We start from the raw sequence: 23,762 nt of genomic DNA on the forward strand, positions 1-23,762 counted from the left end.
ACAGAAACTGGCTTTATTCCTGAATTAAAAAGTCAATTTTTTAACCATCAAAATATGAGTTAACCATTACAACCGCTTAAAAACACATATCAGATTTAACTTCCATGATAACAATACGCTTTTGGATCAGTAAAATTAGGGTCGCTTGTGAGGCAGTGCTATTTCGCAATGCCTCTCTATTTGCTGTCGCGGTTAAAATGTAATCAGTTTAAATACTAAAGTGATGGTTTAGTGTGTTATTACCGATAGATTTATTCTGCCTACTTTGCTACTCGTTGTGCTGCACTGTCGAACCCGCGTAGGAACTATTGCGGCTTATCAACTGACGCTGAGGTTGGGCCCCAGCGCGTCAGGTTTACTGAATTTGCCACGGCAAACAGTAAACTCAGTTGGTAGAGACGCACTGGGCCAAGTAAGGCGCCGTTCGGCTCGCCGGATGAGCGGCCACAGCATGGGGCGTGCCGGCGACCACTATGCAGCCGCCCTTGTCACCGCCTTCAGGGCCAATGTCGATAACCCAGTCGGCGGCGGCAACTACGTCCATATTGTGTTCCACCACAATCACGGTATTGCCAGCATCGACGAGCCGGTTGAGCTGAGCGAGCAGCAATAGCACGTCGGCAGGATGCAGCCCGGTTGTGGGCTCGTCGAGAATGTACAGCGTATGGCCGCGGCGTGCCCGCTGCAGCTCGGTCGCAAGCTTGATGCGCTGCGCCTCGCCTCCGGAAAGCTCGGTGGCGGGTTGACCGAGTCGCAGGTAGCCAAGCCCCACCTCACTAAGGGTCTTAAGACTGCGCAATGCCGAGGGCACATCGGCGAGAAACACCATTGCCGCATCCACGGTAAGCCCAAGCACCTCGGCTATATTCTTGTTACAGTACGTCACCTCGAGGGTCTCAGAATTATATCGCGTGCCGTCGCAGTCGGAACAGGGCATATAACTACCTGGTAAAAAAAGCAGACCGACCGCCACAAATCCCTCGCCAAGGCAGGTCTCGCAGCGGCCGCCCGCCACGTTGAACGAAAACCGGCTCGCGCCGAAGTTTCGGCTTCGAGCCTCGGGGGTCGCGGCGAATGTGGTACGCACGGCATCGAACAGGCCTGTATAGGTGGCGAGGTTGGATCGCGGTGTGCGACCGATCGGTTTCTGGTCAACGCGCACCAGTCGATTGATCAGATCCGCCCCGGTGATCGTCTCAACCGTGGTGATTTCGACGGGTTTAGGCTCGGGTTGATCATCCTTCTCGCCATTCATCGAGGCTGTGGATGCGATCCCGGTACTGGGGTCTAGATCTGGATGAAGGTACAAGCCTACGGTCTCGGCGAGCACCTGACTCACTAGGGTGGACTTGCCAGAGCCCGATACACCTGTAACCGCGGTCAGTATGCCGAGCGGAAACTTGGCATCAAGGCCGCGTAGGTTATGGCGGGTGATCCCTGTCAGGCCAAGCCAGCAGAGCGGATGTCGTAGCTCGCGTGCCGCCGGAACGGGACGCTCGCTAGCAAAGAGAAATTTTCGCGTGATCGAGGCGGGTACATCTTTGAGTCCCGCCGTCGGTCCGCTGTAGAGGACAACTCCGCCCTGCTCTCCCGCATGTGGGCCGACGTCGATGACCCAGTCAGCGCGGCGCACCACGTCCATATTGTGTTCCACGATAAAAACTGAGTTACCGCTAGATTTGAGCTCCTCGAGTACGGCAAGGAGCGGCTCGGCATCTGCTGGGTGCAGCCCAGCGGAAGGTTCGTCGAGTACGTAGATTACGCCGAAGAGCCCAGAGCGCAGCTGGGTGGCAATGCGCAGCCGCTGCATTTCACCAGGAGAGAGCGTGGGTGTTGCGCGGCCTAGACTAAGGTATCCGAGGCCGAGATCGAGCAGCACATCGAGGCGGCGAGTGAGATCCTTGGTGATAGTTTCACCTGGGGTATTGCTGGCCGCCGGACGGTCAAGCACACGGCGGAGCTCGGTGAGCGACAAGCTGTTAAGCTCGGCTATGGTGCGGCCGTTAAAGGTAACCGCGAGAGCTTCGCTGCGCAGTCCACTGCCCGCGCACATTAGGCATGGCCCTGATTCAACATATTTCAATACACGGTTACGCACCGAGGTGCTTTTTGAATCGGCAAGCGTGTGCATCACGTAACTCTGCGCGCTCCAGAATTTTCCCTTGTAAGGTCGGGGCCTTTCCCGCTCCGGCATGATGTCGACCACGGGTTGTTCCTCGGTGAACAAGATCCAATCGCGATCGGCGCGGGACAGCTGTTCCCAAGGTTTATCCACGTCATAACCGAGCGCTGTAAGAATGTCACGCAGGTTCTTACCCTGCCACGCCCCAGGCCAAGCCGTGACGGCACCTTCGCGAATACTCAGTGAAGGGTCGAGCACCAGCGATGCCTCGGTGACTGTGTGCGCGGTTCCAAGTCCCTGACATTTAGGGCATGCGCCCATGGCGGTGTTGGGTGAGAAGGAGTCTGACTCGAGGCGCAAAGCCCCATCAGGATAAACTCCTGTTCGAGAATAAAGCATCCTCAGGGAATTCGAGAGGGTGGTAACTGTGCCTACACTTGAGCGTGAGTTGGGTGTTCCTCGGCGCTGTTGCAGTGCGACGGCTGGCGGTAATCCAGTAATTTCATCCACCTGAGGCGAATGGCCTTGCTGGATCAGGCGACGGGCGTAAGGCGCGACGGACTCGAAGAAACGTCGCTGGGCCTCAGCGAAAATGGTGCCAAAGGCGAGCGAAGATTTGCCGGAGCCGGACACCCCAGTAAAGGCGACTATCGAGTCCCTGGGTAGATCCACGTCGACGTTCTGCAGGTTATTCTCTCGGGCGCCGCGCACGCGCACAAACCCGGTGGGTATGGGGTGCGAAACGGATGTTGCTGTCGGGGTGTGGCTACTGAAAGTGTCAACTGGCAAATGATGGCTGCCGCTATTCTTTGCTTTATTCATGCTTAAAGACCCCTTAGGTTAATTCTTGTCTAGATATGCAGGATATGATGGGACGTGCAGAATATGATTGCCTCTACTGGCATTAATGTGGAATTCTCAGCCTAAATTGCCATTTATTTCATGGCTCAACAATAACAATAATCAAGCCAAATATGGCCTAGCTTACTCAGTCAGGGTGAACAAAACTCATGACATGCTCTTAACCGAGAGCATAAGATCACTATCTCCATCAAAATATTCTAGCTATTTTAAAGATAACACATAACGCCTTTCGTTTTTGAGTTGCCAACACCTGCGCTCATTTTCTAAACGCACAGATTCAACCGAGTGATTTAAAGTATGTGCACTCAATGGCTACAAAATGACGCATTAGCTAAAACCAAGACAACAGAAAAGCTTGATATCGATCAAGTAGAAAATAGTTTGTGGAATTCAGAAGTAATTGTTTACGCACACAACCCGCGCTGGCAATTTTACAGCGCCTTGTCGTCGTTTTAGGTCTAAATGCTGGTAATGTCTTTTAATAGGGCAAAGTCCCCTACTTCTTCTTTGAATAACGCGCCAAACTCTATTGTGATTTTTAAGCAGTTTTCAGCAGCAATATTCAATCTATTAAAAATAAATGGCGCTATGCTTATCTGCCATTATTTCGCGTTATCAGCATCAACTTTAGTTACTACATCTAGAAATAATTGACTATGCCAGCTATTTTCAAGATAACAACATTGATGGATGACCATGTTTATAACAAACAAGAATTAGTGGGATTAAAGTCCTATCTATTTATTCAATATGGCAAAGATATAGCAATCTTAAAACTATGAATCTTGGATTTAAATGTTATAAATACAAAAAGCCCCATCATTGCTGATGAGGCTTCCCCGTTGAATGTGGCGGAGGGATAGCTTGCTTGTAATAAAGAGGAACACTTGGGTTTAAATCTCTATCTTTTGCCTAACCAAAAAAGGCTCATCATTTCTGATGAACCTTTCGTCTTTAATGTGGCGGAGGGGTAGCTTGCTTGTAATAAAGAAGAACCCTGGGTTTAAATCTCTATCTTTTGCCCAAACAAAAAGGCCTTATCTTTCGATAAGGCCTTTTCATTAAATGTGGCGGAGGGATAGGGATTTGAACCCTAGAACGGGATAAACCGTTGCCGGTTTTCAAGACCGGTGCATTCGACCACTCTGCCATCCCTCCGAGCGGGCGAATAATATGATAATGCCTCTATGGTGTAAAGAGTAAATTGCAAATAATTTGTTAAGTGGCTATTTTATACTCAAGTTCAAATCCCCTTTACACATCTGCTATTAAACATAGTTTACAAAGCTAAGCTTGCTTGATGGTATTCACTCAATAAACACCCATAACCCGCTATTTGTAATAACTGCTGTTTAAGCCACAACAAATAGCCATTAGCTTAATGCAAATGTGATTAAACGGTCGATAACGGCGACTTTGCTTGATTTGATTTAGGTTAATGTTTACCTTTACTGCAAGTAATGTTGCTAATGCCAAGGATAGCGAGATGCTTTCAGAACAAGCATTCGAAATGATAGATATTGTGGCCCGCGTAGGCAGTTTTACCGCCGCCGCAAATAAATTAAATAAAGTGCCCTCTGCGGTGAGTTATGCCATTAAGCAGATTGAAGATGACTTAGGGGTAATATTGTTTGAACGTCATCATCGCAGCGTGAGTTTAACCCCTGCTGGTGAACATTTTGTCGCCCAGTCTCGTGAGATCATGACCAAACTTAATAATATTAAGCGTGATACACAAAAAGTGGCTAATGGCTGGCGCCCTTCATTGTCGATTGCGATTGACAATATGGTTCGCGCCGACAAAATAAGTGGCTTAATAGCTGATTTTTATCGGCATTTTACCGACATTGAATTGATTATTCGCTTAGAAGTATATAACGGCGTCTGGGAAGCATTGTCTACAGGAAAAAGTGACATCGCGATTGGCGCTACCTCGAGCATTCCTGTTGGTGGCACCTTTAAATCTCGCGATATGGGGATGATCCAGTGGTCTTTTTTAGTCGGGAAGAATCATCCTTTAGCTAAAGCTGAGCACGCGTTAACCGATGAAGAGTTATTACAATATCCGTCAATCTGCCTGCAAGACACAGCGCATAATATTGCTCATCGACCGAATTGGTTATTGAATAATCAACGTCGAATTGTGGTACCCGATTGGATCAGAGCGATAAATTGCTTTAGAGAAGGTTTAGGTGTGGGGTATATGCCATATCATTTAGCCGATATCTTTATCAAAGCTGGTGCGCTAATAGAAAAACAGCTCGCTACTCCCAAACAAGACACCGCCTGCTGTTTAGCTTGGAATACTGCCAATATGAGCCCTGCTCTACAGTGGGTATTAGATCACTTAGGTGACACTGAAAAACTGAAAAAAGAATGGCTTAGCTAAACAGATTATGCAAAATATGTTTTTGTTAATAACATTACTTATCGAATAGTTTATGATAAATTAGCGCCTATTAAGATGATGTTTGTTATGAATTAATTTTTGTTTAATGTACATTGCTTACGCTATAGAAAAAGATTTAGCTTCAGAGTGAGAAAGATTCTTTTCTCGTTGAGCAAATCATTGAGTTAACACCTGGAGACGATAATGAATCAACAATCAGTTATATCACCCAGTCTATCGACGACTGATGTCAATAAAATGCTAAAAAACACCTACATGCTTCTGGCGATGACATTGGCATTTTCTGCTGTTACTGCTGGTTTAGCCATGGCGATTAACCTTGGCCCAATGATGTCATTAGGTTTATCGCTTGGTAGCTTAGTATTGTTATTTGTGACCCTAAAAAAAGCCGATAGTGCTGCAGCCATATTTTGGGTATTTGCCTTTACGGGTATGCAAGGTGCGTCACTCGGTTATATTTTAAATCATTATGTTGGTATGGCGAACGGCCCAGGGCTTATCATGCAGGCGTTAGGCTTAACCTCAGTGATTTTCGTATCACTGTCGGCTTATGCACTAACCACCAAAAAAGACTTCTCATTTATGGGCGGTTTCCTATTTGCCGGTATGTTAGTGATGATCGGTGCTGTAGTGATTAATATTTTCGTCGGTAGTTCAGTATTATTTATGGCAATGAATGCGGGTATTGCATTGCTTATGACCGGTTTCATCCTCTACGACACTAGTCGTATCGTGAATGGCGGCGAAACCAACTATGTTCGCGCGACCATTTCATTGTACTTAGACTTTTTGAACTTGTTCATGAGCCTGCTACATTTGTTAGGTATGGGCAACGACGATTAATCGTCGATAGAGTTCATTGGTAAATTACGTTAAAATGACCCTACATTAGGGTCATTTTTTTTATAATGAGCAAATTCATCATTCAAGTAAACGGAAGTGTTTATGGCTCAACAGCCAGCTTTCGTGCGTTATCTTTTTGCCAAAGCGCATTAGCTAACGGTCATCAAATCATCAATGTCTTTTTCTATCAAGATGGCGTAACCAATAGTAATGCCCTTACTTGTCCGGCATCTGATGAAATAGATATGCACTCACATTGGCAAAATTTGTCAGCGCAACACGCAATACCATTAACCAATTGTGTTTCAGCAGCATTGCGTCGTGGCATACTCTCACCACAAGATGCATCAGAAAATGGTAAGCCACAGTGGAATAGCAGTGGCGCATTTACCATGGGCGGCTTAGGTGAATTAGTGGTCGGTATTGAACAATCTGACAGATTAATTAGCTTTTAAGATATTTGTGGAATAGATAATGAAATCACTGGTGATTATTTTTAGACATGCACCTTTAGGCACCACGAGTACTCGTGAAGGGCTTGATTTTGCTATGCTCAGTGCCAGCTTCGAACAACAGGTGAGTATTGTGTTTACCAATGAAGCTGTATTGCATTTACTGGCAGGCCAAACACCTGATCAAGCAGGATCGAAAGATTATGTGTCGGCGTTTAAAGCGCTATCTCTTTACGATATTGATACCGTATTGGTTTGCGCTGAATCAATGTACACATTAGGATTGCAGCCCAATGACCTCAGTATTGCGGCAACGGTAGCGACGCCAGAGATGATTAGGCAAACACTGCAAGCGGCTGATGAGGTGCTAGTATTTTGATATTACATCATATCCAAGCATCAGTAATGAGTGACGATGCCTTAAGTACATGCCTGCGCTATATTCACCCTAAAGACAGTATTTTATTGTCTAGCGATGCGGTGAATTGTTTATTACAACCTCAATGGCAACAGCGTTTAGCAAATATTGCACTGTTTGTACTACAAGATGATGTTGTCGCTAGGGGGTTATCAGATCGCTTAATGATTATTTTAGCTAATAAAGCTGCGGGTGATTTTGATATTATTGACTATTCACAATTTGTTGAACAATCTTTGCGACACGATAAGGTGATAACTTGGTAAACTTTTTTGAATTTAATAGCCTGCAAATTGAAACCGATCATCAAGGCTATTTAAAAAATATCAATGACTGGCAAGAACCTATGGCAACTGTGATTGCCGCCACTGAGAACATTGAGTTAACCGAGCAACACTGGGAAGTTATCCGTTTTGTGCGTGATTTTTATCTAGAGTACAAAACCAGTCCTGCTATTCGTGTGCTGGTTAAAGCTATCGGTCAACGATTAGGAGCCGATAAAGGTAACTCTAAATATTTGTATACCTTATTTCCTGGGGGCCCGGCTAAGCAAGCAACCAAAATTGCTGGGCTGCCCAAACCTGCTAAATGTTTATAGTTGATTAAAGCCTACAAAAAAGCCCGCTTAAGATAACTTAAGCGGGCTTTTAAATAATTAACCTCATAAAGGTTATTTAGGGAAAATGTTTTCTACCACTATCAATGCTGCTTGAGCTAGTTCAACAATTACCAACAAAATAAAAAAGAAGATAACTGATAAATAGATAAGCCTACGATTATCACGCCGACTTGAACCCATTGCTGGTTGTACCAATCCTTATCAATAATGCTCAACTTAAACAAAGTGGCACCAATTTAAATACTCGAAGTAAGCCCAAATATAATGCGTTGTTACCTCACTCAGTGCTCATAGTAATAAGCACAGAGTGATTAGAAAACCTAGCCAATAACGCTTAAGCCGCCCATGTATGAACGTAACACCTCAGGTACTGTGATAGTGCCATCTTGATTCTGATAATTTTCAAGCACGGCAACTAATGTCCGTCCAACTGCTAAACCAGAACCATTTAAAGTGTGCAATAACGCAGGTTTGTTATCGACCTTGCTACGGTATCGAGCTTGCATTCTGCGCGCTTGGAAGTCTTTCATGTTTGAACACGATGAAATTTCACGGTAAGTATTTTGTGCTGGTAACCACACTTCAATATCAAATGTTTTACTTGAACCAAAGCCCATATCACCAGTACATAACACCATAGTGCGGTGCGGCAAGTTTAATAACTGCAATACTTTTTCAGCATGTGCGGTAATTTCATCTAACGCATGCATTGAATTGTCTGGATGAGCAATTTGCACTAATTCGACTTTGTCGAATTGATGCTGACGGATCAAACCACGGGTGTCACGACCATAAGAGCCCGCTTCACTTCTGAAGCATGACGTTAATGCGGTCATTTTTATGGGTAGCTCACTCTCATCAACAATCATGTCGCGCACATAGTTAGTTAATGGCACTTCTGCGGTCGGGATAAGTGACAAGCCTTGGCCTTCTTCTGTTGCTGGTTTGGTGTGAAATAAATCTTCACCAAACTTAGGAAGCTGACCAGTACCTAATAAGCTGTCTTCGTTAACCAATAGCGGTACATAGGTTTCGCTATAGCCATGTTCAGTGGTGTGAAGGTCTAGCATGAACTGACCTAAAGCACGATTTAAACGGGCGATTTGGCCGCGCATGATAATAAAACGTGAACCAGTAATTTTAACGGCACTTTTAAAATCTAATCCACCGAGTGCTTCACCTAAATCTAAGTGATCTTTCACTTCAAAATCGAATACTTTTGGTGTGCCCCAACGACGCACCTCTACATTGTCATTTTCATCGGCACCAATTGGCACAGATTCATCAGGCAAGTTTGGTATGCTCATGGCGATGCTATTGATTTGTTGCAATAACTCAGCAAGTTCAGCTTTCTTTGCATCAAGCTGCACACCTAAATCCCCTACCTGCGCCATAATGGAACTGGTATCTTCGCCACGAGCTTTAGCTTGACCAATCGACTTGGAGATCGCATTACGCGACGCTTGTAAGTCTTCTGTTTCTACTTGAAGCGATTTACGCTTTTCTTCAAGTTTGGTCAAATTATCAACCTCTAAAATAAAGCCACGAGTGGCTAAACGCTCGGCGGTGACGTCAAGATCATTACGCAAAAATTTTGGATCTAGCATGTTGTGAGTTCTTTTTAGTTAAACGCGAGAAAATATAAGTTGTTGACCTACATACACCATAAATAGACATAAGGTGACATTCAACAACACATTTAAAATAGCTTTATGCCATAAGCCTTCTTGCAACAGCAGTAAGGTTTCATTCGAGAAAGTTGAAAATGTAGTTAATGCGCCCAATAGGCCAATGCCAACTAGCGCTTTAATTTCAGGGCTAACATGACTTAACTGCCCTAGCGCATAAACTACGCCCATTAAAAACGATCCCAGTAGATTGACTAACAGTGTACCAAAAGGAAAACTGCTTCCAAATAGCTGGATCATAAAAATTGATAGAAGATAGCGTAAAACTGCACCAATTGAACCACCTAATGCCACCAAGATCACATTAGTCATAGCGTTTGTCCTCGCTTTGTTGATCAAGCTGACGCAATTGCCCTAATTTATCTTGAATACGTTTTTCAAAACCTCTGTTCGTTGGCTGATAAAACTGGCTGTGTTGCAATGATTCAGGGAAGTAGTTTTCGCCGGCAGCATAGGCCGCGGGTTCATTATGAGCATAGCGATATTCTTTACCAAAACCGATTTCTTTCATCAATTTTGTCGGCGCATTACGCAGATGATTAGGCACAGGCTCGTGTCCAGTTTGCTTAGCAAGCTCACGGGCTTGATTAAACGCACTATAAACGGCGTTACTTTTGGGCGCGCTGGCTAAATACAACACGGCTTGAGCAATTGCGCGTTCGCCTTCAGCGGGTCCAATACGGTGATAACAATCCCATGCGTTAAGTGCAACTGTCATGGCAATAGGATCGGCGTTACCAATGTCTTCTGAGGCAATGGCCAATAAACGACGAGCAACATATAAGGCATCGCCACCACCTTCTAAAATACGGCAATACCAATATAACGCCGCATCGGGCGCCGAGCCGCGCACAGACTTGTGCACAGCAGAAATTAAATCGTAAAATTGATCGCCATTTTTATCGTAACCCGCTGCTTGATGGCCCGCAACTTGAGTGAGCATCTCGGTGGTAAACGCACTTTCATCTGCAACTAAATCGCTCATTAACTCGATTAAATTAAGTGCTTTACGTGCATCGCCCTCGCTAATGTCGGCTAATTGCTTAGCTACTGCGCTGGGTAATGTTAATTGGCGTTTGCCTAAACCACGTTCAACATCAGTTAACGCTTGAGTCACAATTAAGCTGATTTCATCGGAGCTTAAGCGATTAATAAGGTAAACACGCGCCCGGGATAACAAGGCGTTATTAAGTTCGAATGAGGGGTTTTCAGTGGTAGCACCAATGAAGATAACAGTGCCATCTTCAATAAAGGGTAAAAATGCGTCTTGCTGGCTTTTATTAAAACGGTGTACTTCATCGACAAATAATAAGGTACGTTGACCGCGACTTTGGGCCACGGCTTTGGCTTGTTCAATCGCCGCACGGATCTCTTTCACCCCAGAAGTCACCGCAGAAATACGCTCAACATGGGCGTTAGCATAATGGGCAATAAGCTCAGCTAAGGTGGTTTTCCCGGTACCTGGCGGGCCCCACAGTAACATTGAGTGGGCTCGATTTGCCTCTAGCGCCTTACGCAGTGGCTGGCCCTCACCCAATAAGTGTGCCTGACCTATGTATTCACTAATATCCCTTGGGCGCATACGCGCAGCCAAGGGGCGAAAGTCTGGGGCGAAATCGAAACCTAAGTTAGCCATAAACTGCTTAGTGAGCTTGCTTTAAGCGTTGATCGTCTATATCGACGTTATCTGGTACAGCAAAATTAAAGATATTGGTCTCGTCTGCTTTTACGCTGCGCTGCTCAGTGAGCGAAAATTGGCTTAAATTACCTTGCTCGTCGGTTAAGTTAAATTTGACTAACTGCTTGGCGTCAAAACACACACTAACAGCAATAACGTTACTGTTGAGTTTCTTAGGCTGAATATCAAAACAGCTAGATGTCGCATTAATAACCCGTTTGGTGACTGAATATTTAGCCCATGTGGCTTCATCTCGATGCACTAACAAAGCCATCGGCGATGCATCAACCGCTTGAGCAACATCCATTACGGTTACTTCTTCAGCAAAGGGGTTATAAATCCATAAATTAGCGCCATCGGCCACGATCAAAGATTCATCTGGCTGAGTTAAATGCCAGTAAAATTGATTGGGATATGCTAGGGCAAATACGCCACTGCCAGTTTGGATTGGTTTATTATTAATGTCGGTAACTTGCTGGGAAAATGTCGCATGCAAACTATCAATGTTAGACAGTTTTGCTCGTAGCTCAGTGGCGTCATCGGCCATCGCGGCAAAGCAAGTTACGCTGGTGGTTAATAATAGGCTCAATACAGCAAAACGTTTATTCATTATCATTCCTATTATGATCTCGGTGGCGGTGGAGCCAATACTTCACGATTACCATTATGACCTTGAGCTGTCACAATACCTTGGCTTTCCATCATTTCAATAATACGGGCGGCACGGTTATAACCAATTTTAAATTTACGTTGTACGCTAGAAATAGAGCCGCGGCGCGTTTCGGTAACAAACGCAACGGCATCATCATATAACGCATCTAATTCTTCTTCACTGTCTGAGGTTTCACCGGGTAACAATACTTGTTCACCATCGGTGGCGCCGTTAAGAATGTCGTCAATGTATTGCGGTTTGCCACGAGCACACCAATCGGCAACCACTTTATGAACTTCGTGATCATCAATAAACGCTCCATGAACACGATTAGGTAAACCAGTACCAGGTGGAAGATACAGCATATCCCCCATACCTAATAAGGTTTCTGCACCTTGCTGATCAAGAATGGTACGAGAATCAATACGTGATGACACTTGAAACGCAATACGGGTTGGAATGTTAGCTTTAATCAAACCAGTGATCACATCAACCGATGGCCGCTGAGTAGCCAATATTAAGTGGATCCCTGCAGCACGAGCTTTTTGGGCTATACGGGCAATTAACTCTTCAACTTTTTTACCAACAATCATAATCATGTCAGCAAATTCATCAACCACCACCACGATAGATGGTAGTTTTTCAAGCGGCGGCGCATCATCTAACATACTTTCAGATGACTTCCATAATGGATCGGGAATGTACTCCCCTTTTGCAGCAGCATCTTTAATTTTGATGTTGTAACCTTTAAGGTTACGTACTCCTAATGCCGACATTAATTTATAACGTCGCTCCATTTCACCGACACACCAACGCAATGCATTAGCAGCTTCTTTCATGTCGGTAACCACTTCACAGAGTAAATGTGGGATCCCCTCATACACAGATAATTCGAGCATTTTAGGGTCAATCATAATAAAGCGAACATCATCCGGGCCTGATTTATACAGTAAGCTGGTGATCATCGCATTCACCCCCACAGACTTACCAGAACCGGTCGTACCGGCAACCAATAGATGAGGCATTTTACCTAAATCAACCACCACAGGTTCACCGGCGATGTCTTGCCCCAGCACCATAGATAATGTTGATTTGCTGTCTTTAAAAGCGGCAGAATCGAGCACATCACGCATAAATACGGTTTCACGGAATTTGTTTGGCAACTCTAAACCGACATAAGCTTTACCAGGAATCACTTCAACAACACGCACGTTTTCAGATAATAATGAGCGGGCTAAGTCTTTCGAGAGATTGGTAATTTTAGAGGCTTTAACCCCAGGGGCTAATTCAAGCTCAAAGCGAGTAATCACCGGTCCAGGATAAACGCCAACAACGTTGGCGATAATATTAAAATCCGCCAGCTTTGCTTCAACTAATCGAGCGACTTGCTGAAGTTCGGCTTCACTAATAGGGTTTTTCTTGCGATCAGGCACATCAAGCAAGGTAATGCTTGGTAAAGGATCCATTTTCTGGCGAGCTTGTTGCGTGGTTTGACCATCGATTACCACTACACCGTCAACAATTCTGGCTTCTTTTTTCGGTTTTTGTTGTGCAACTAATGCCCCCTTTGAATGAGGTTTGGCAAAAGCTTCCTCAAATGGTTCATCACTATCAGAGTGATTCATACTCTGAGTAATATCGAGGTCATCATTGTCGTCGTCAAGATTGAAGTCAACGTCGTCTTTTGTCGCGACCCAAGGCGCAAATGGCGTGTCTTCATGATCAAATTGTATTGACGGTTCTTGACGATCGTCACTATCAAACTGTTGGTCATCAATGTCTGAAACCGCAATATCTTCAGCGGGTTTAGGCTTGCGACTAAAGAAGCTACGTTTCTTTTCTACAACCGGCGGTTTCTCGACTGCTTGTTTAATATGGATTGGCGTTTTAACCGGCTTGTTAGATTGAGTTCTTGTTGGCTCATGTTGATCATCCATTTCGTTACGACGTTGGGTAAATTTATCCACTAATGAAAGGAAGCCTTTAGTATCTTCGGTTTCTGTTTCTCGTTTAAATAATTTAGGTAAATGCCATATTTTCTTGGCACACCAGATAGAACCTAAGCCGGTTAATTCAATAATGGTTAACCAACTAATCCCAGTCGCTAAAGTGAAGCCTGCGCCAAAAAAACACATTAGCAATAATGTGGTTCCTAGCTTATTAAAGTACGGCAACATCGCCTGACCAATCACATCACCGGCTACCCCACCGGCTGAAAAGACGTACATATTGTCGGCATTCATGCTGACCAATGCAGCTAAGCCTAACAACATCAAAATAAAACCAATAATTCTTAATCCGACTGAAAAATAATCTATTTCAAACAAACGATGTGCACGATTGAAAATAAACCAACCCGTGGTGGCTATCATGATAGGAATTAAAAAGGCGATGAAACCAAAGAAGTAAAACAGCACATCTGCAGTCCAAGCGCCAACAGCACCAGTCCAGTTGTGAATTTCACCTTGGAAATGCGACTGACTCCAGCCTGGATCACTTGGATTAAAACTGGATAATGCCAATAGAATGTATGTCGCGATCATGCAACATAAAATAAGGCCACCTTCAAGCAATCGTTGAAGGCCACTGAGTGTTTTTAGACTATTTTCCTGAGTCAAACGAAAGAATCCATAAAAAGTGAAAAATAAGGGTTAAGATAACAGAATATCACTGTATTTGCAGTGATTATGCACCTTGAATTAGTCAAGCTCAATCGATTGTTATACCGAATTAATCCAGAAACAAAAAAGCCTTAACGATTACTCTCAAGATGATGATTTTATATACAAAGATTAGTTCTATTTGATTAGATGATGAATATAAGTGGACAATGGTCATCTATATTCATCAATCAACGGCTAAAGACTTGATGGGAGATTAAACTGTAGGATTAGCCTAAGTTGTATAACGCGACCTTATTAGTCTGTTTGACCTCTTCCATTACCACATAAGTACGAGTATCTGAAATTGAGGGCAGTTTCAGCAATGTTTCACCTAATAAACGTCTATAAGCAGACATATCTGATACTCGAGTCTTTAATAGGTAGTCAAAATCACCAGAGACCAAATGGCATTCTTGGATATCATCGAGTAATTGTACTGCACGATTAAAGCGGTCAAAAATATCAGGAGTATCACGATTAAGAGTGATTTCAACAAATACTAATAAAGAAGCACCAAGAAAATGTGGATTAACCAGTGCAGTATAGCCACTTATAAAGCCTTGTTTTTCTAGCCTTTTCACTCTTTCTAAGCATGGGGTTGGACTCAAGCCTACTCGTTTTGATAGTTCAACATTCGAAATGCGACCATCCAATTGAAGCTCATTTAAAATATTGCGATCTATACGGTCTAAATCTTTTACTGAAAAGCTTTTACTATTTGCCATATATTTAACCTTGCTTTGTACTTAAAACAATATTTTTGTCTATAAAAAGTGCAATTTCAGCAGCATAATCTGCTAAAGCAGCACTATACTAGAGTGGCTTGAAATAAGCACGTTCAGGTCACAATTAATAACAATTATACCCATTTGAAGTGGGTTTTATGTCAATCGAGGCTCAAAAATGATTATTGGTGTTCCAACAGAAATCAAAAACCACGAATACCGTGTAGGCATGGTCCCTTCAAGCGTACGTGAATTGACCTTAAAAGGTCACGATGTTTTTGTACAATCAGAAGCGGGTGTGGGGATTGGGTTTACCGATCAAGATTATATAGACGCTGGTGCCTCGATTTTAGCCACTGCAGCTGAAGTTTTTGCTAAAGCAGAGATGATTGTAAAAGTAAAAGAGCCGCTAACCGTTGAACGTGCAATGCTACGTCACGACCAGATTTTATTTACTTATTTACATCTTGCACCAGATTTAACACAAACAAATGAGCTAATCGCCAGCGGTGCTGTGTGTATTGCTTATGAAACCGTAACAGATGACCGTGGTGGATTACCATTACTTGCACCTATGTCAGAAGTGGCTGGGCGCATGTCAATCCAAGCTGGTGCTCGTGCTCTTGAGAAATCATTAGGCGGACGTGGTATGTTGCTTGGTGGTGTACCGGGTGTTGAACCTGCTAAAGTTGTCATAATTGGCGGCGGTATGGTAGGTACTAATGCTGCACAAATGGCTGTAGGTATGGGTGCTGACGTTGTTGTATTAGATCGTAGTATCGATGCATTACGTCGCTTGAATATTCAGTTTGGTTCTGCTGTAAAAGCGATTTACTCAACAGCGGATGCCATTGAACGCCATGTATTAGAAGCCGATCTTGTGATTGGTGGTGTATTGGTTCCTGGTGCAGCGGCACCAAAATTGATTACCAGAGATATGGTTAAGCGTATGAAGCCTGGTAGCGCGATTGTTGACGTGGCAATTGACCAAGGTGGCTGTGTTGAAACATCACACGCAACGACGCACCAAGACCCAACGTATATTGTCGACGACGTTGTGCATTACTGTGTGGCAAATATGCCAGGTGCAGTTGCCCGCACTTCGACGTTTGCATTAAACAATGCAACGCTTCCTTACATTATCAAGTTGGCGAACCAAGGTTACAAACAAGCATTATTAAATGACAAGCATTTACTTAATGGCTTAAATGTTATCCACGGAAAATTAGTCTGTAAAGAAGTGGCTGAAGCATTAAGCCTTGAATTTACTGAACCTAAGAGCATGTTGGCTTAATTTATTTGACCTAACATTGCCTTACTAAATAAAAATGCCGCATTAATTGATGCGGCATTTTTTTACTTCACTATTCTGATTAAGAAAATGAACTTATCAACCAGGATATGAATATATTAACTTGCTGGCACCATTCTACTCATCATTCTGGGTAATTGACGTTCTGCCGTTCTATTTTAATCTTGCTATTGATTCGGCTTGTTTAGCTAACAAATCGAAAAACGCCTCTTGTGGCATCGGTTTATGAAAATAGTAACCTTGTACAGCGTCTATGTTTTGCTGCTTAATAAAATCAAGCTCTGCTTCGGTCTCCACTCCTTCAGCAACAATCGATAAGTCTAATGCACGACTCATGCTAACAATGGCTTCAATTAAGGATTTGTGACGTGAACCTGATGAAATTCGTTGAATGAATGATTTATCAATTTTGATTTGATCAACAGGGAAGTTAACTAAATACGATAAAGAAGAGTATCCGGTACCAAAATCGTCTACCGAAATCTGCATACCGCGATGCCTTAGATCTGTCAGTAACTGATTTATGCTGTCTTGTTGCGTCATCATTAATGATTCTGTTATTTCAAGAGTAAGCAGAGAGTAAGGAAAAACGTCAAGCCCAAATTGTTGCTGTAACACATCAAAGTAAGCGGCAAAACGATGTTGTAAATCAGTATTCCAAAACTCAATAGTGGACACGTTAATGGATAACGGGATAGTAAAATCACTTTTTTGCATCGCGACAATACTTGTTAACGCTTGCATTCTTACCCACTCACCGATTTGGACAATTAGCCCAGACTCCTCTGCAATAGGAATGAACTCATCTGGGGAAATAAACTGGTCATCATGTATCCAGCGTAACAAGACTTCAGCTTTGGTAATTTGAGCGGTAAAAGGATTAACAATTGGTTGATAATACAACTGAAATTCATTTTGGATTAATGCGGTTTTGAGGTAGAGATGCAGTTCCGCATTTCTTTCGGCATCTTTTTGAATTTGTTGATTAAAAAATTGCATACAATTACGGCCATGCGCTTTGGCACTGTACATAGCTTGAGTGGCACAATTTAATATTTGTTCAACATTATCGGCATCATAAGGATAACGAGCAAGACCGGTACTCATTGATAACATCATATCTTGGTCGGCAATAATAAAATGCTTTTTTAACTCATCAGTGATGTTGTTAAACATACTTATCAATGACTCAGTACACATTTTCCCCGGTATGACCAAGGCAAATTCGTCAGCGGCAATACGGGCAATAAGGACATTCTCGGGAATTGTATTTAACAAACGTTGCGCGACTAATTTGAGAACCAGATCACCGTTATCATGGCCAAACGTATCATTAATTTGTTTGAAGTGATCAATGTCCATCAGCATCAAACTGAATTCTTGCCTTTTACCATCAATACTATTTTTGCACTTCATTGCTTGCAGAGTTTCAAACAAGTACTTGCGGTTTGACAATCCGGTTAATTGATCATAATTAGTTTGGAAACTTATTATTTTCTCAGCATTTTTACGTGCAGAAATATCAGTAATTAGCCATGCAAAACAATTTTGTTGAGTAAAAGTATCTCTAATAACCGTCACATTGAGCGCTATGTCAATGATATCATTATCAGTTTTAAGTCCTTTTAACTCCCCTTTCCAAGCATGCCCGCGTTTTAAATGTTCAAATAAATCTGCAACCTCCTCTGCTTTGGAGTGGCTTAAAAAGCGATGAACATCGAATAAATTAAGATTGGCATAATAGGTAGATGTTAACGACTTAAAAACAGGGTTAGCAGACAAAACGACATTATCTTCACTGGTGATCACTAGCGAGATAGGCAAACTGTTAAATATTGTGCTGCTTAAACGTTGAATATGCATGCCACGACTTCGTTCAATGGCTAAACTGGCCAAACGTGCCGCTTCTTGAATTAAATATAAATCTAGCTCTGAAGGCGATTTAACCGTGTCATAATACATGGCAAACGTGCCGAGTACTTTTTGATTGCTGTCTTTTATCGGTTCTGACCAACACGATTTTAATCCCGCTTTAAGCGGTAATTCTTTATACTTTGTCCAATTGGGATGATGTTCAATATCTTCAACAATCACTCTTTCACAGGTATATGCCGCGGCTCCACAAGAACCGACATCAGCGCCGATCTCAACACCGTTAATGGCATTATTATATTCTTCAGGCAGATTTGGCGCCGCCCCGAATAGTAGACGTTTACCGTCATCACTCAATAACAACACAGATGCTCGAGTGCCTATCTTTTGAGCTTCAATCAACAATATTAAGGCGTGGAGCATTTCGCCTAATGGAAGGCCCTTTAGTACCATATCAAGTATTGCACTGTAACGCTCAATACTCGATTCACGAAAATCGGCTTGAGGCGTATCTTCTATGAATTTATTGATATGCGGACCTATATCCATAACACTCCAACATCACAACGAATGATTCGACATACTTTTTATAATACACATAAGATTATGCATTTGTGAGAATATTATCAATATATTAACGTTTTTTTAATAAATTAATTACACCTAAACCCTAAATATTCCCCATAAAAAAACAGCACAATATTTTTGCGCTGTTTTTAAGTGATTAATAATCAATGGCGTGCTTGTAAAAAAGAGTAATGATGAATAACTATTCTGCTATCCGTTCCATCTTAGCTAGATAGAAGCCATCAAAACCACGTTCCGACACTAAAATATTTTCATCTTCTATCAGCGAAAACTGCGGATTTTCAGCTAGAAAAGCATCCACTTGATGACGATTTTCTTCAGGCATAATTGAGCAAGTTGCATAAATTAACATGCCGCCCACTTTCACCATGCGGCTATAACTTTGTAAAATATGCTTTTGTAATTCAATCAATACCGGCAAGCGCTCTGGAGTATCACGCCATTTTGAATCCGGATTTCGTTTCAATACCCCAAGCCCAGAACAAGGGACATCTAACAATACCCTGTCAGCGGTTAATTTTAAGCGTTTAATGGTTTTCGAACTGGCGATAATCCGCGTTTCAACATTATGAGCACCTGCACGTTTAGCGCGTGTTTTAAGATTATCGAGTTTCCATTGCTCAACATCCATGGCTAACAAACGGCCTTTACCCTGCATCTGTGCAGCAATGTGTAAGGTTTTACCACCCGCACCAGCACAAGCATCAACAACTCGCATACCCGGTTTTGCGCCAACGGCATCGGCAACCAATTGCGATCCGGCATCTTGTTGTTCAAACCAGCCGTCTTTAAAGGCGTCAGTTCGAAACAGTGCTGAGTCAGAAGTGACCTCAATTGCAGAAGCCACATCATCCAAAGGCACAGCTGTTACACCTTCTTTTTGTAAGCGACTGATCAATTTTTCACGGTCACATTTAAGCTCATTAACGCGTAAATAACGTTTTGGTTGCTCGGCAAGTGCTGCACGTTCAGCTGGCCATTTATCACCTAATTGTGCTTGTCCAAGTAAGTCTAGCCATTGTGGGCAACCGTCCCAAAGCACAGGATCCATTTTGGCCTGTTCAAGGTTAGCATCAAATTTCGCTTGCTCAATCTGCAATGAATACTGCATTTTGGGTAAATCTAAACCGTGAAAGACGTGCCAACCGTTGAGTAACTTCGATCCTAAACGATCGAATTCTTCCGGTTCAATATCCACCAGAAAACAATATAAGTTTAATCGACGTAAAATATCGCCAGTGACCTGCGTGATCCGCGCTTGCTCTGATGGGTTAAGCGTTAAACCAGAAAAATGCTCTGAGTAAGCTCTATCTAATGGTTTTCCTCGGGTTAACACCATAGTAAGTACATTTAAGACTAACTCTGATGAACTGCCTGACAACGGATAAGTCAACATAGGGGCTCTCTATCTAAGATTACGTTCAATTTAAAAACGTGCTGATCATAGGGATTAAAACACTTGATAGCAAGGCAATATCGGCCTTTGTCCCTTCAGTTGGGTGATTAAATCAGTCATTTCTTTAATCCATTTAACGTCAGTTTATCGCTTCAACTCATTCGGACTCTGTTTGCAAGTTATCCTCAAGATAAACCACAGACCAATGATATATTGCTTTAAATAAAAAAGCGGCCCGAAGCCGCTTTTTTATCATGACATAAGTGAGTGTTTACACGACACTACATTCTTGAGCCTTTAGCACCATAAAAGATAATAAAGGCATAACATACAACCGGCAGAATAAACGCCAATTGCAGCCCCATATTATCGGCCAACACCCCTTGTAACAGTGGCAAAATCGCCCCACCGACAATCGCCAAACATAAAATACCACTTCCTTGAGAGGTATGTGGACCTAAATCTCGTAGCGCTAAACTAAAGATGGTTGGGAACATGATTGAATTGAATAGACCTACAGCTAAAATTGACCACATGGCTACGGCACCACTGCTGTTCATAGCAATCAAAACCAAAGTCGCGGCGACGCAAGCATTAAATGCTAATAAGGTCCCTGCAGGAATTTTCTGCATAATCACAGAGCCCACAAAACGGCCAACCATGGCGCCGCCCCAGTAGTAAGTAATGTACTTAGCGGCATCAGCTTCTTGCAAACCTGCAATTTGCTCTTCACCTAGAAAACTCACTAAAAAGCTGCCAATTGAGACTTCTGCCCCAACATATACAAAAATACCAATTGCTCCCAGGACCAAGTGAATGCTTTGTAATGCGCTAGTTTTACCATTGTGAGTTACCACACCAGTATCAGAAGTATCATTGTGTTCGGTAATCTTAGGTAAATTAAGCTTGGCAAAAATTAAAGCCAGCAAACCGAGCATTGCAGCAAGAATTAAATAGGGCAGCTTAACCACTTCAGCTTCGGCTTGGGCGTGATCCAGTCCATCTAATGCACCTGACGCTACCGACAAAATTAATACCGCGCCAAAAAAGGGGGCCACTGTGGTGCCAAGCGCATTAAAGGCTTGGGTTAAATTTAAACGACTTGAGGCTGTTTCAACTGATCCTAACGCATTCACATACGGATTAGCCGCCACCTGCAAGATAGTTATCCCTGATGCTAATACAAATAATGCACCTAAAAATAATCCGTAAGTTGCAAATGCAGCAGCAGGATAAAACAGTAAACAACCGATACAGGCAATAATAAGCCCTGTGACGATACCTTTTTGATAGCCTAATTTTTTGACTAACTTACCGGCTGGTAATGAAACTAAAAAATAGGCGCCAAAGAAACAAAATTGAATCAACATGGCTTCAGTGTAATTTAACGAAAATACAGCTTTTAAATGAGGAATTAAAATATCATTTAAGCAGGTAATGAATCCCCACATGAAAAATAATGATGTCAGTGACACGAGCGCAAAGCGGTAATTACCACTATTGCCTGTTTCTGTTGTTTCAAGGGTACTGTGAATTGCTGTAGCCATAGGGAGATCTCTTCTTAATGATTATTGTTATACTACTGTTTTTAATCGTTAAACTCACTATCACATCCGCTATGATAGTGTAAAACTTTATCGCCGATATACTGAAAATAGTTCAATCAAAAAATAAACCAAAAAAAACCGAAATACAGCAGTATTTCGGCTTCGTCATGCTATCCAAGTAGGCCATAAAAACTGGCGAAGCTTGGCAACACAATAGTTGCAGGGTCCAGTACATCTTGCGCGCCACAGAGTAACCCATGATCGTCTATAATTGAAGACAATCGTAACTCATTTAATGCAAAAGTTTGTTGCTCACCACACAAATTAAACAACACTAGCATGCGCTGATCATCTTGACTGCGGATGAAGGCTAACACATCAGGATGACTGTCGATAAAGGTAATATCCCCCTCAATCAGCAAATGTTGCTTTTTGCGCCACTGTAAAAAATGACGGTAACTTTGCAAAATCGAATCTTGATCAGCTTCTTGCACATCCACAGCACTATTATTATGCGCAGGATCAATAGGTAACCAAGGCGTTGCTTCAGTAAAGCCTGCATTAGCAGCCCCTTTTACCCAAGGCATCGGGGTACGGCATCCATCACGACCTTTAAACATCGGCCAAAAGGCAATGCCAAAGGGATCTTGTAACTGGTCATATTCAATTGAGGCTTCCGTTAACCCTAGCTCTTCCCCTTGATAACTGCACACACTGCCACGTAATGAAAATAACATCGCATTGAGCATTTTCACCATTGTTGGGTTCACGCTGGCTTTACCCCAACGAGATGCAACCCGTTTAACATCATGATTACCTATGGCCCAACATGGCCAGCCATCACCAATACTAGCTTCTAGTTCTTCCACGGTTTGACGAATATAAGCCGCGCTAAAGTCATCGGTTAACAACTCAAAACTGTAGGCCATATGTAATCGGTCATCACCTTGAGTGTATTCAGCCATAGTGGCTAACGAGTCTTCAGATGACACTTCACCTAAGGTCACGGCGCCAGGATAACGATTAATTAACGCCCGCAGCTGTTCAATAAAGCCAACGGTTTGCGGCCGAGTATTATTGTAATAATGATATTGGTAAGCATAAGGATTATCTTCACTGAAACCACGGCCTTGGCGCTTATCTTTGGGTTTAGCAGGGTTGTCACGTAATTGTTCATCGTGATAACAAAACGTAATCGCATCGAGGCGAAAACCGTCAACACCTTTTTTGAGCCAAAACTCAACATTGTCTAATACCGCTTGACGAGCCTGAGGACAGTGGAAGTTGACATCCGGCTGACTTTTGAGAAAGTTATGCAGATAGTATTGCTGACGACGAGGTTCCCACTCCCATGCACAACCACCAAAAATGGCGAGCCAGTTATTAGGCGCACTGCCATCGTCTTTAGGATCAGCCCACACGTACCAGTCAGCTTTGTCATTGTCTCGGCTTTGACGACTTTGCTCAAACCAAGCATGTTGGTCTGAAGTATGGCTTAGCACTTGGTCAATCACGACCTTGATATTTAACTGATGGGCTTTTTCGATAAGCTGATCGAAATCAGCCATAGTGCCAAACAGCGGGTCAATTTCGAGATAGTCGCTGATGTCATAGCCAAAGTCTTTCATTGGCGACTTAAAAAACGGCGAAATCCAAATTGCATCAACATTCAGGCTGGCAATATAATCAAGTTTAGTAATGATGCCCTGCAAATCACCAACACCGTCACCATTAGTATCCATTAAACTGCGAGGATAAACTTGATATATCACTCCGCCGCGCCACCAACTGACCTGACCCATTGCATCCCCTTAGAAGTAAGTTAACCCTGAAATAAATCGACGAGTTACCTTGATGTTGCGACTGCGTAACAGTTCGCTAGTGTTTTTTTATTACCCCGAGGATACGTGAAT

The 23,762-nt window shown here is 43.0% G+C and carries 19 protein-coding genes and 1 tRNA gene; 8 read left to right on the plus strand and 12 right to left on the minus strand.

Annotated elements, in window-relative coordinates:
• Nucleotides 1–385 precede the first annotated feature (385 nt).
• The gene (locus ACED29_RS16295) at nucleotides 386–2,944 is read right to left on the minus strand and encodes an ABC transporter (RefSeq protein WP_371698095.1); all 2,559 of its coding nucleotides are present in this window, start codon (nucleotides 2,942–2,944) and stop codon (nucleotides 386–388) included.
• Nucleotides 2,945–3,283: 339 nt separating this feature from the next.
• Between ACED29_RS16295 and ACED29_RS16300 the strand changes: the two genes are divergently transcribed.
• On the plus strand, nucleotides 3,284–3,442 hold the full coding sequence (locus tag ACED29_RS16300; RefSeq protein ID WP_371698096.1) for a hypothetical protein: 159 nt from the start codon (nucleotides 3,284–3,286) through the stop codon (nucleotides 3,440–3,442).
• Nucleotides 3,443–4,054: 612 nt separating this feature from the next.
• Here the strand turns inward: ACED29_RS16300 and ACED29_RS16305 are convergent.
• Nucleotides 4,055–4,144, minus strand: a tRNA-Ser gene (locus tag ACED29_RS16305).
• Nucleotides 4,145–4,472: 328 nt separating this feature from the next.
• Between ACED29_RS16305 and punR the strand changes: the two genes are divergently transcribed.
• From punR to ACED29_RS16335, 6 genes are all read left to right on the plus strand, one after another.
• A complete protein-coding gene (gene punR / locus ACED29_RS16310) occupies nucleotides 4,473–5,375 on the plus strand; it encodes a DNA-binding transcriptional activator PunR (RefSeq protein ID WP_124015962.1) in 903 nt (300 codons plus the stop codon).
• Between the two features lie 204 nt (nucleotides 5,376–5,579).
• Nucleotides 5,580–6,239, plus strand: a complete 660-nt coding sequence (locus ACED29_RS16315) for a Bax inhibitor-1/YccA family protein (protein WP_124015961.1) — start codon at nucleotides 5,580–5,582, stop codon at nucleotides 6,237–6,239.
• 65 nt (nucleotides 6,240–6,304) lie between these two features.
• On the plus strand, nucleotides 6,305–6,694 hold the full coding sequence (gene tusD, locus ACED29_RS16320; RefSeq protein ID WP_182756607.1) for a sulfurtransferase complex subunit TusD: 390 nt from the start codon (nucleotides 6,305–6,307) through the stop codon (nucleotides 6,692–6,694).
• A 19-nt stretch (nucleotides 6,695–6,713) separates the two neighbouring features.
• Nucleotides 6,714–7,070 (plus strand): sulfurtransferase complex subunit TusC, encoded by a 357-nt coding sequence (gene tusC, locus ACED29_RS16325; RefSeq protein WP_371698097.1) that lies wholly within the window; start codon nucleotides 6,714–6,716, stop codon nucleotides 7,068–7,070.
• Complete coding sequence (tusB, locus tag ACED29_RS16330) at nucleotides 7,067–7,375, plus strand: sulfurtransferase complex subunit TusB (protein WP_124015958.1); 309 nt, start codon at nucleotides 7,067–7,069, stop codon at nucleotides 7,373–7,375. Before tusC ends, tusB begins: the two co-directional genes overlap by 4 nt.
• Entirely contained in the window at nucleotides 7,369–7,707 is a 339-nt protein-coding gene (locus ACED29_RS16335; RefSeq protein WP_371698098.1) for a TusE/DsrC/DsvC family sulfur relay protein, read from the plus strand. Before tusB ends, ACED29_RS16335 begins: the two co-directional genes overlap by 7 nt.
• 341 nt (nucleotides 7,708–8,048) lie before the next feature.
• On the opposite strand, the gene serS is transcribed toward ACED29_RS16335, so the two are convergent.
• From serS to lrp, 6 genes are all read right to left on the minus strand, one after another.
• Nucleotides 8,049–9,335, minus strand: coding sequence for a serine--tRNA ligase (gene serS / locus ACED29_RS16340; RefSeq protein ID WP_371698099.1), 1,287 nt, complete (start codon nucleotides 9,333–9,335; stop codon nucleotides 8,049–8,051).
• 18 nt (nucleotides 9,336–9,353) lie between these two features.
• Nucleotides 9,354–9,728, minus strand: a complete 375-nt coding sequence (crcB, locus tag ACED29_RS16345; protein WP_124015955.1) for a fluoride efflux transporter CrcB — start codon at nucleotides 9,726–9,728, stop codon at nucleotides 9,354–9,356.
• On the minus strand, nucleotides 9,721–11,052 hold the full coding sequence (locus ACED29_RS16350; protein WP_124015954.1) for a replication-associated recombination protein A: 1,332 nt from the start codon (nucleotides 11,050–11,052) through the stop codon (nucleotides 9,721–9,723). The genes crcB and ACED29_RS16350 overlap by 8 nt, the downstream gene beginning before the upstream one ends.
• A gap of 7 nt (nucleotides 11,053–11,059) precedes the next feature.
• On the minus strand, nucleotides 11,060–11,704 hold the full coding sequence (lolA, locus tag ACED29_RS16355; protein WP_124015953.1) for an outer membrane lipoprotein chaperone LolA: 645 nt from the start codon (nucleotides 11,702–11,704) through the stop codon (nucleotides 11,060–11,062).
• A gap of 11 nt (nucleotides 11,705–11,715) precedes the next feature.
• A complete protein-coding gene (locus ACED29_RS16360) occupies nucleotides 11,716–14,364 on the minus strand; it encodes a DNA translocase FtsK (RefSeq protein ID WP_273057208.1) in 2,649 nt (882 codons plus the stop codon).
• A 272-nt stretch (nucleotides 14,365–14,636) separates the two neighbouring features.
• Nucleotides 14,637–15,134, minus strand: coding sequence for a leucine-responsive transcriptional regulator Lrp (lrp, locus tag ACED29_RS16365; protein WP_124015951.1), 498 nt, complete (start codon nucleotides 15,132–15,134; stop codon nucleotides 14,637–14,639).
• A 178-nt stretch (nucleotides 15,135–15,312) separates the two neighbouring features.
• On the opposite strand from lrp, the gene ald reads away from it, so the two are divergent.
• Nucleotides 15,313–16,428 carry an alanine dehydrogenase gene (ald, locus tag ACED29_RS16370; protein WP_124015950.1) on the plus strand — a complete coding sequence of 372 codons (1,116 nt, stop codon included), beginning with the start codon at nucleotides 15,313–15,315 and terminating at the stop codon, nucleotides 16,426–16,428.
• A 171-nt stretch (nucleotides 16,429–16,599) separates the two neighbouring features.
• On the opposite strand, the gene ACED29_RS16375 is transcribed toward ald, so the two are convergent.
• The 4 genes from ACED29_RS16375 to ACED29_RS16390 form a co-directional block, all read right to left on the minus strand.
• Nucleotides 16,600–18,867, minus strand: a complete 2,268-nt coding sequence (locus tag ACED29_RS16375; protein WP_371698100.1) for an EAL domain-containing protein — start codon at nucleotides 18,865–18,867, stop codon at nucleotides 16,600–16,602.
• 220 nt (nucleotides 18,868–19,087) lie between these two features.
• A complete protein-coding gene (locus tag ACED29_RS16380) occupies nucleotides 19,088–20,302 on the minus strand; it encodes an RsmB/NOP family class I SAM-dependent RNA methyltransferase (RefSeq protein WP_124015948.1) in 1,215 nt (404 codons plus the stop codon).
• 281 nt (nucleotides 20,303–20,583) lie between these two features.
• Entirely contained in the window at nucleotides 20,584–21,849 is a 1,266-nt protein-coding gene (locus tag ACED29_RS16385) for a sugar MFS transporter (protein WP_182697186.1), read from the minus strand.
• 170 nt (nucleotides 21,850–22,019) lie between these two features.
• Nucleotides 22,020–23,651 carry an alpha-glucosidase gene (locus ACED29_RS16390; RefSeq protein ID WP_371698101.1) on the minus strand — a complete coding sequence of 544 codons (1,632 nt, stop codon included), beginning with the start codon at nucleotides 23,649–23,651 and terminating at the stop codon, nucleotides 22,020–22,022.
• Nucleotides 23,652–23,762: the final 111 nt, after the last annotated feature.

The sequence above is a fragment of the Shewanella sp. 5S214 genome, assembly GCF_041439795.1.
Classification (GTDB): domain Bacteria; phylum Pseudomonadota; class Gammaproteobacteria; order Enterobacterales; family Shewanellaceae; genus Shewanella; species Shewanella vesiculosa.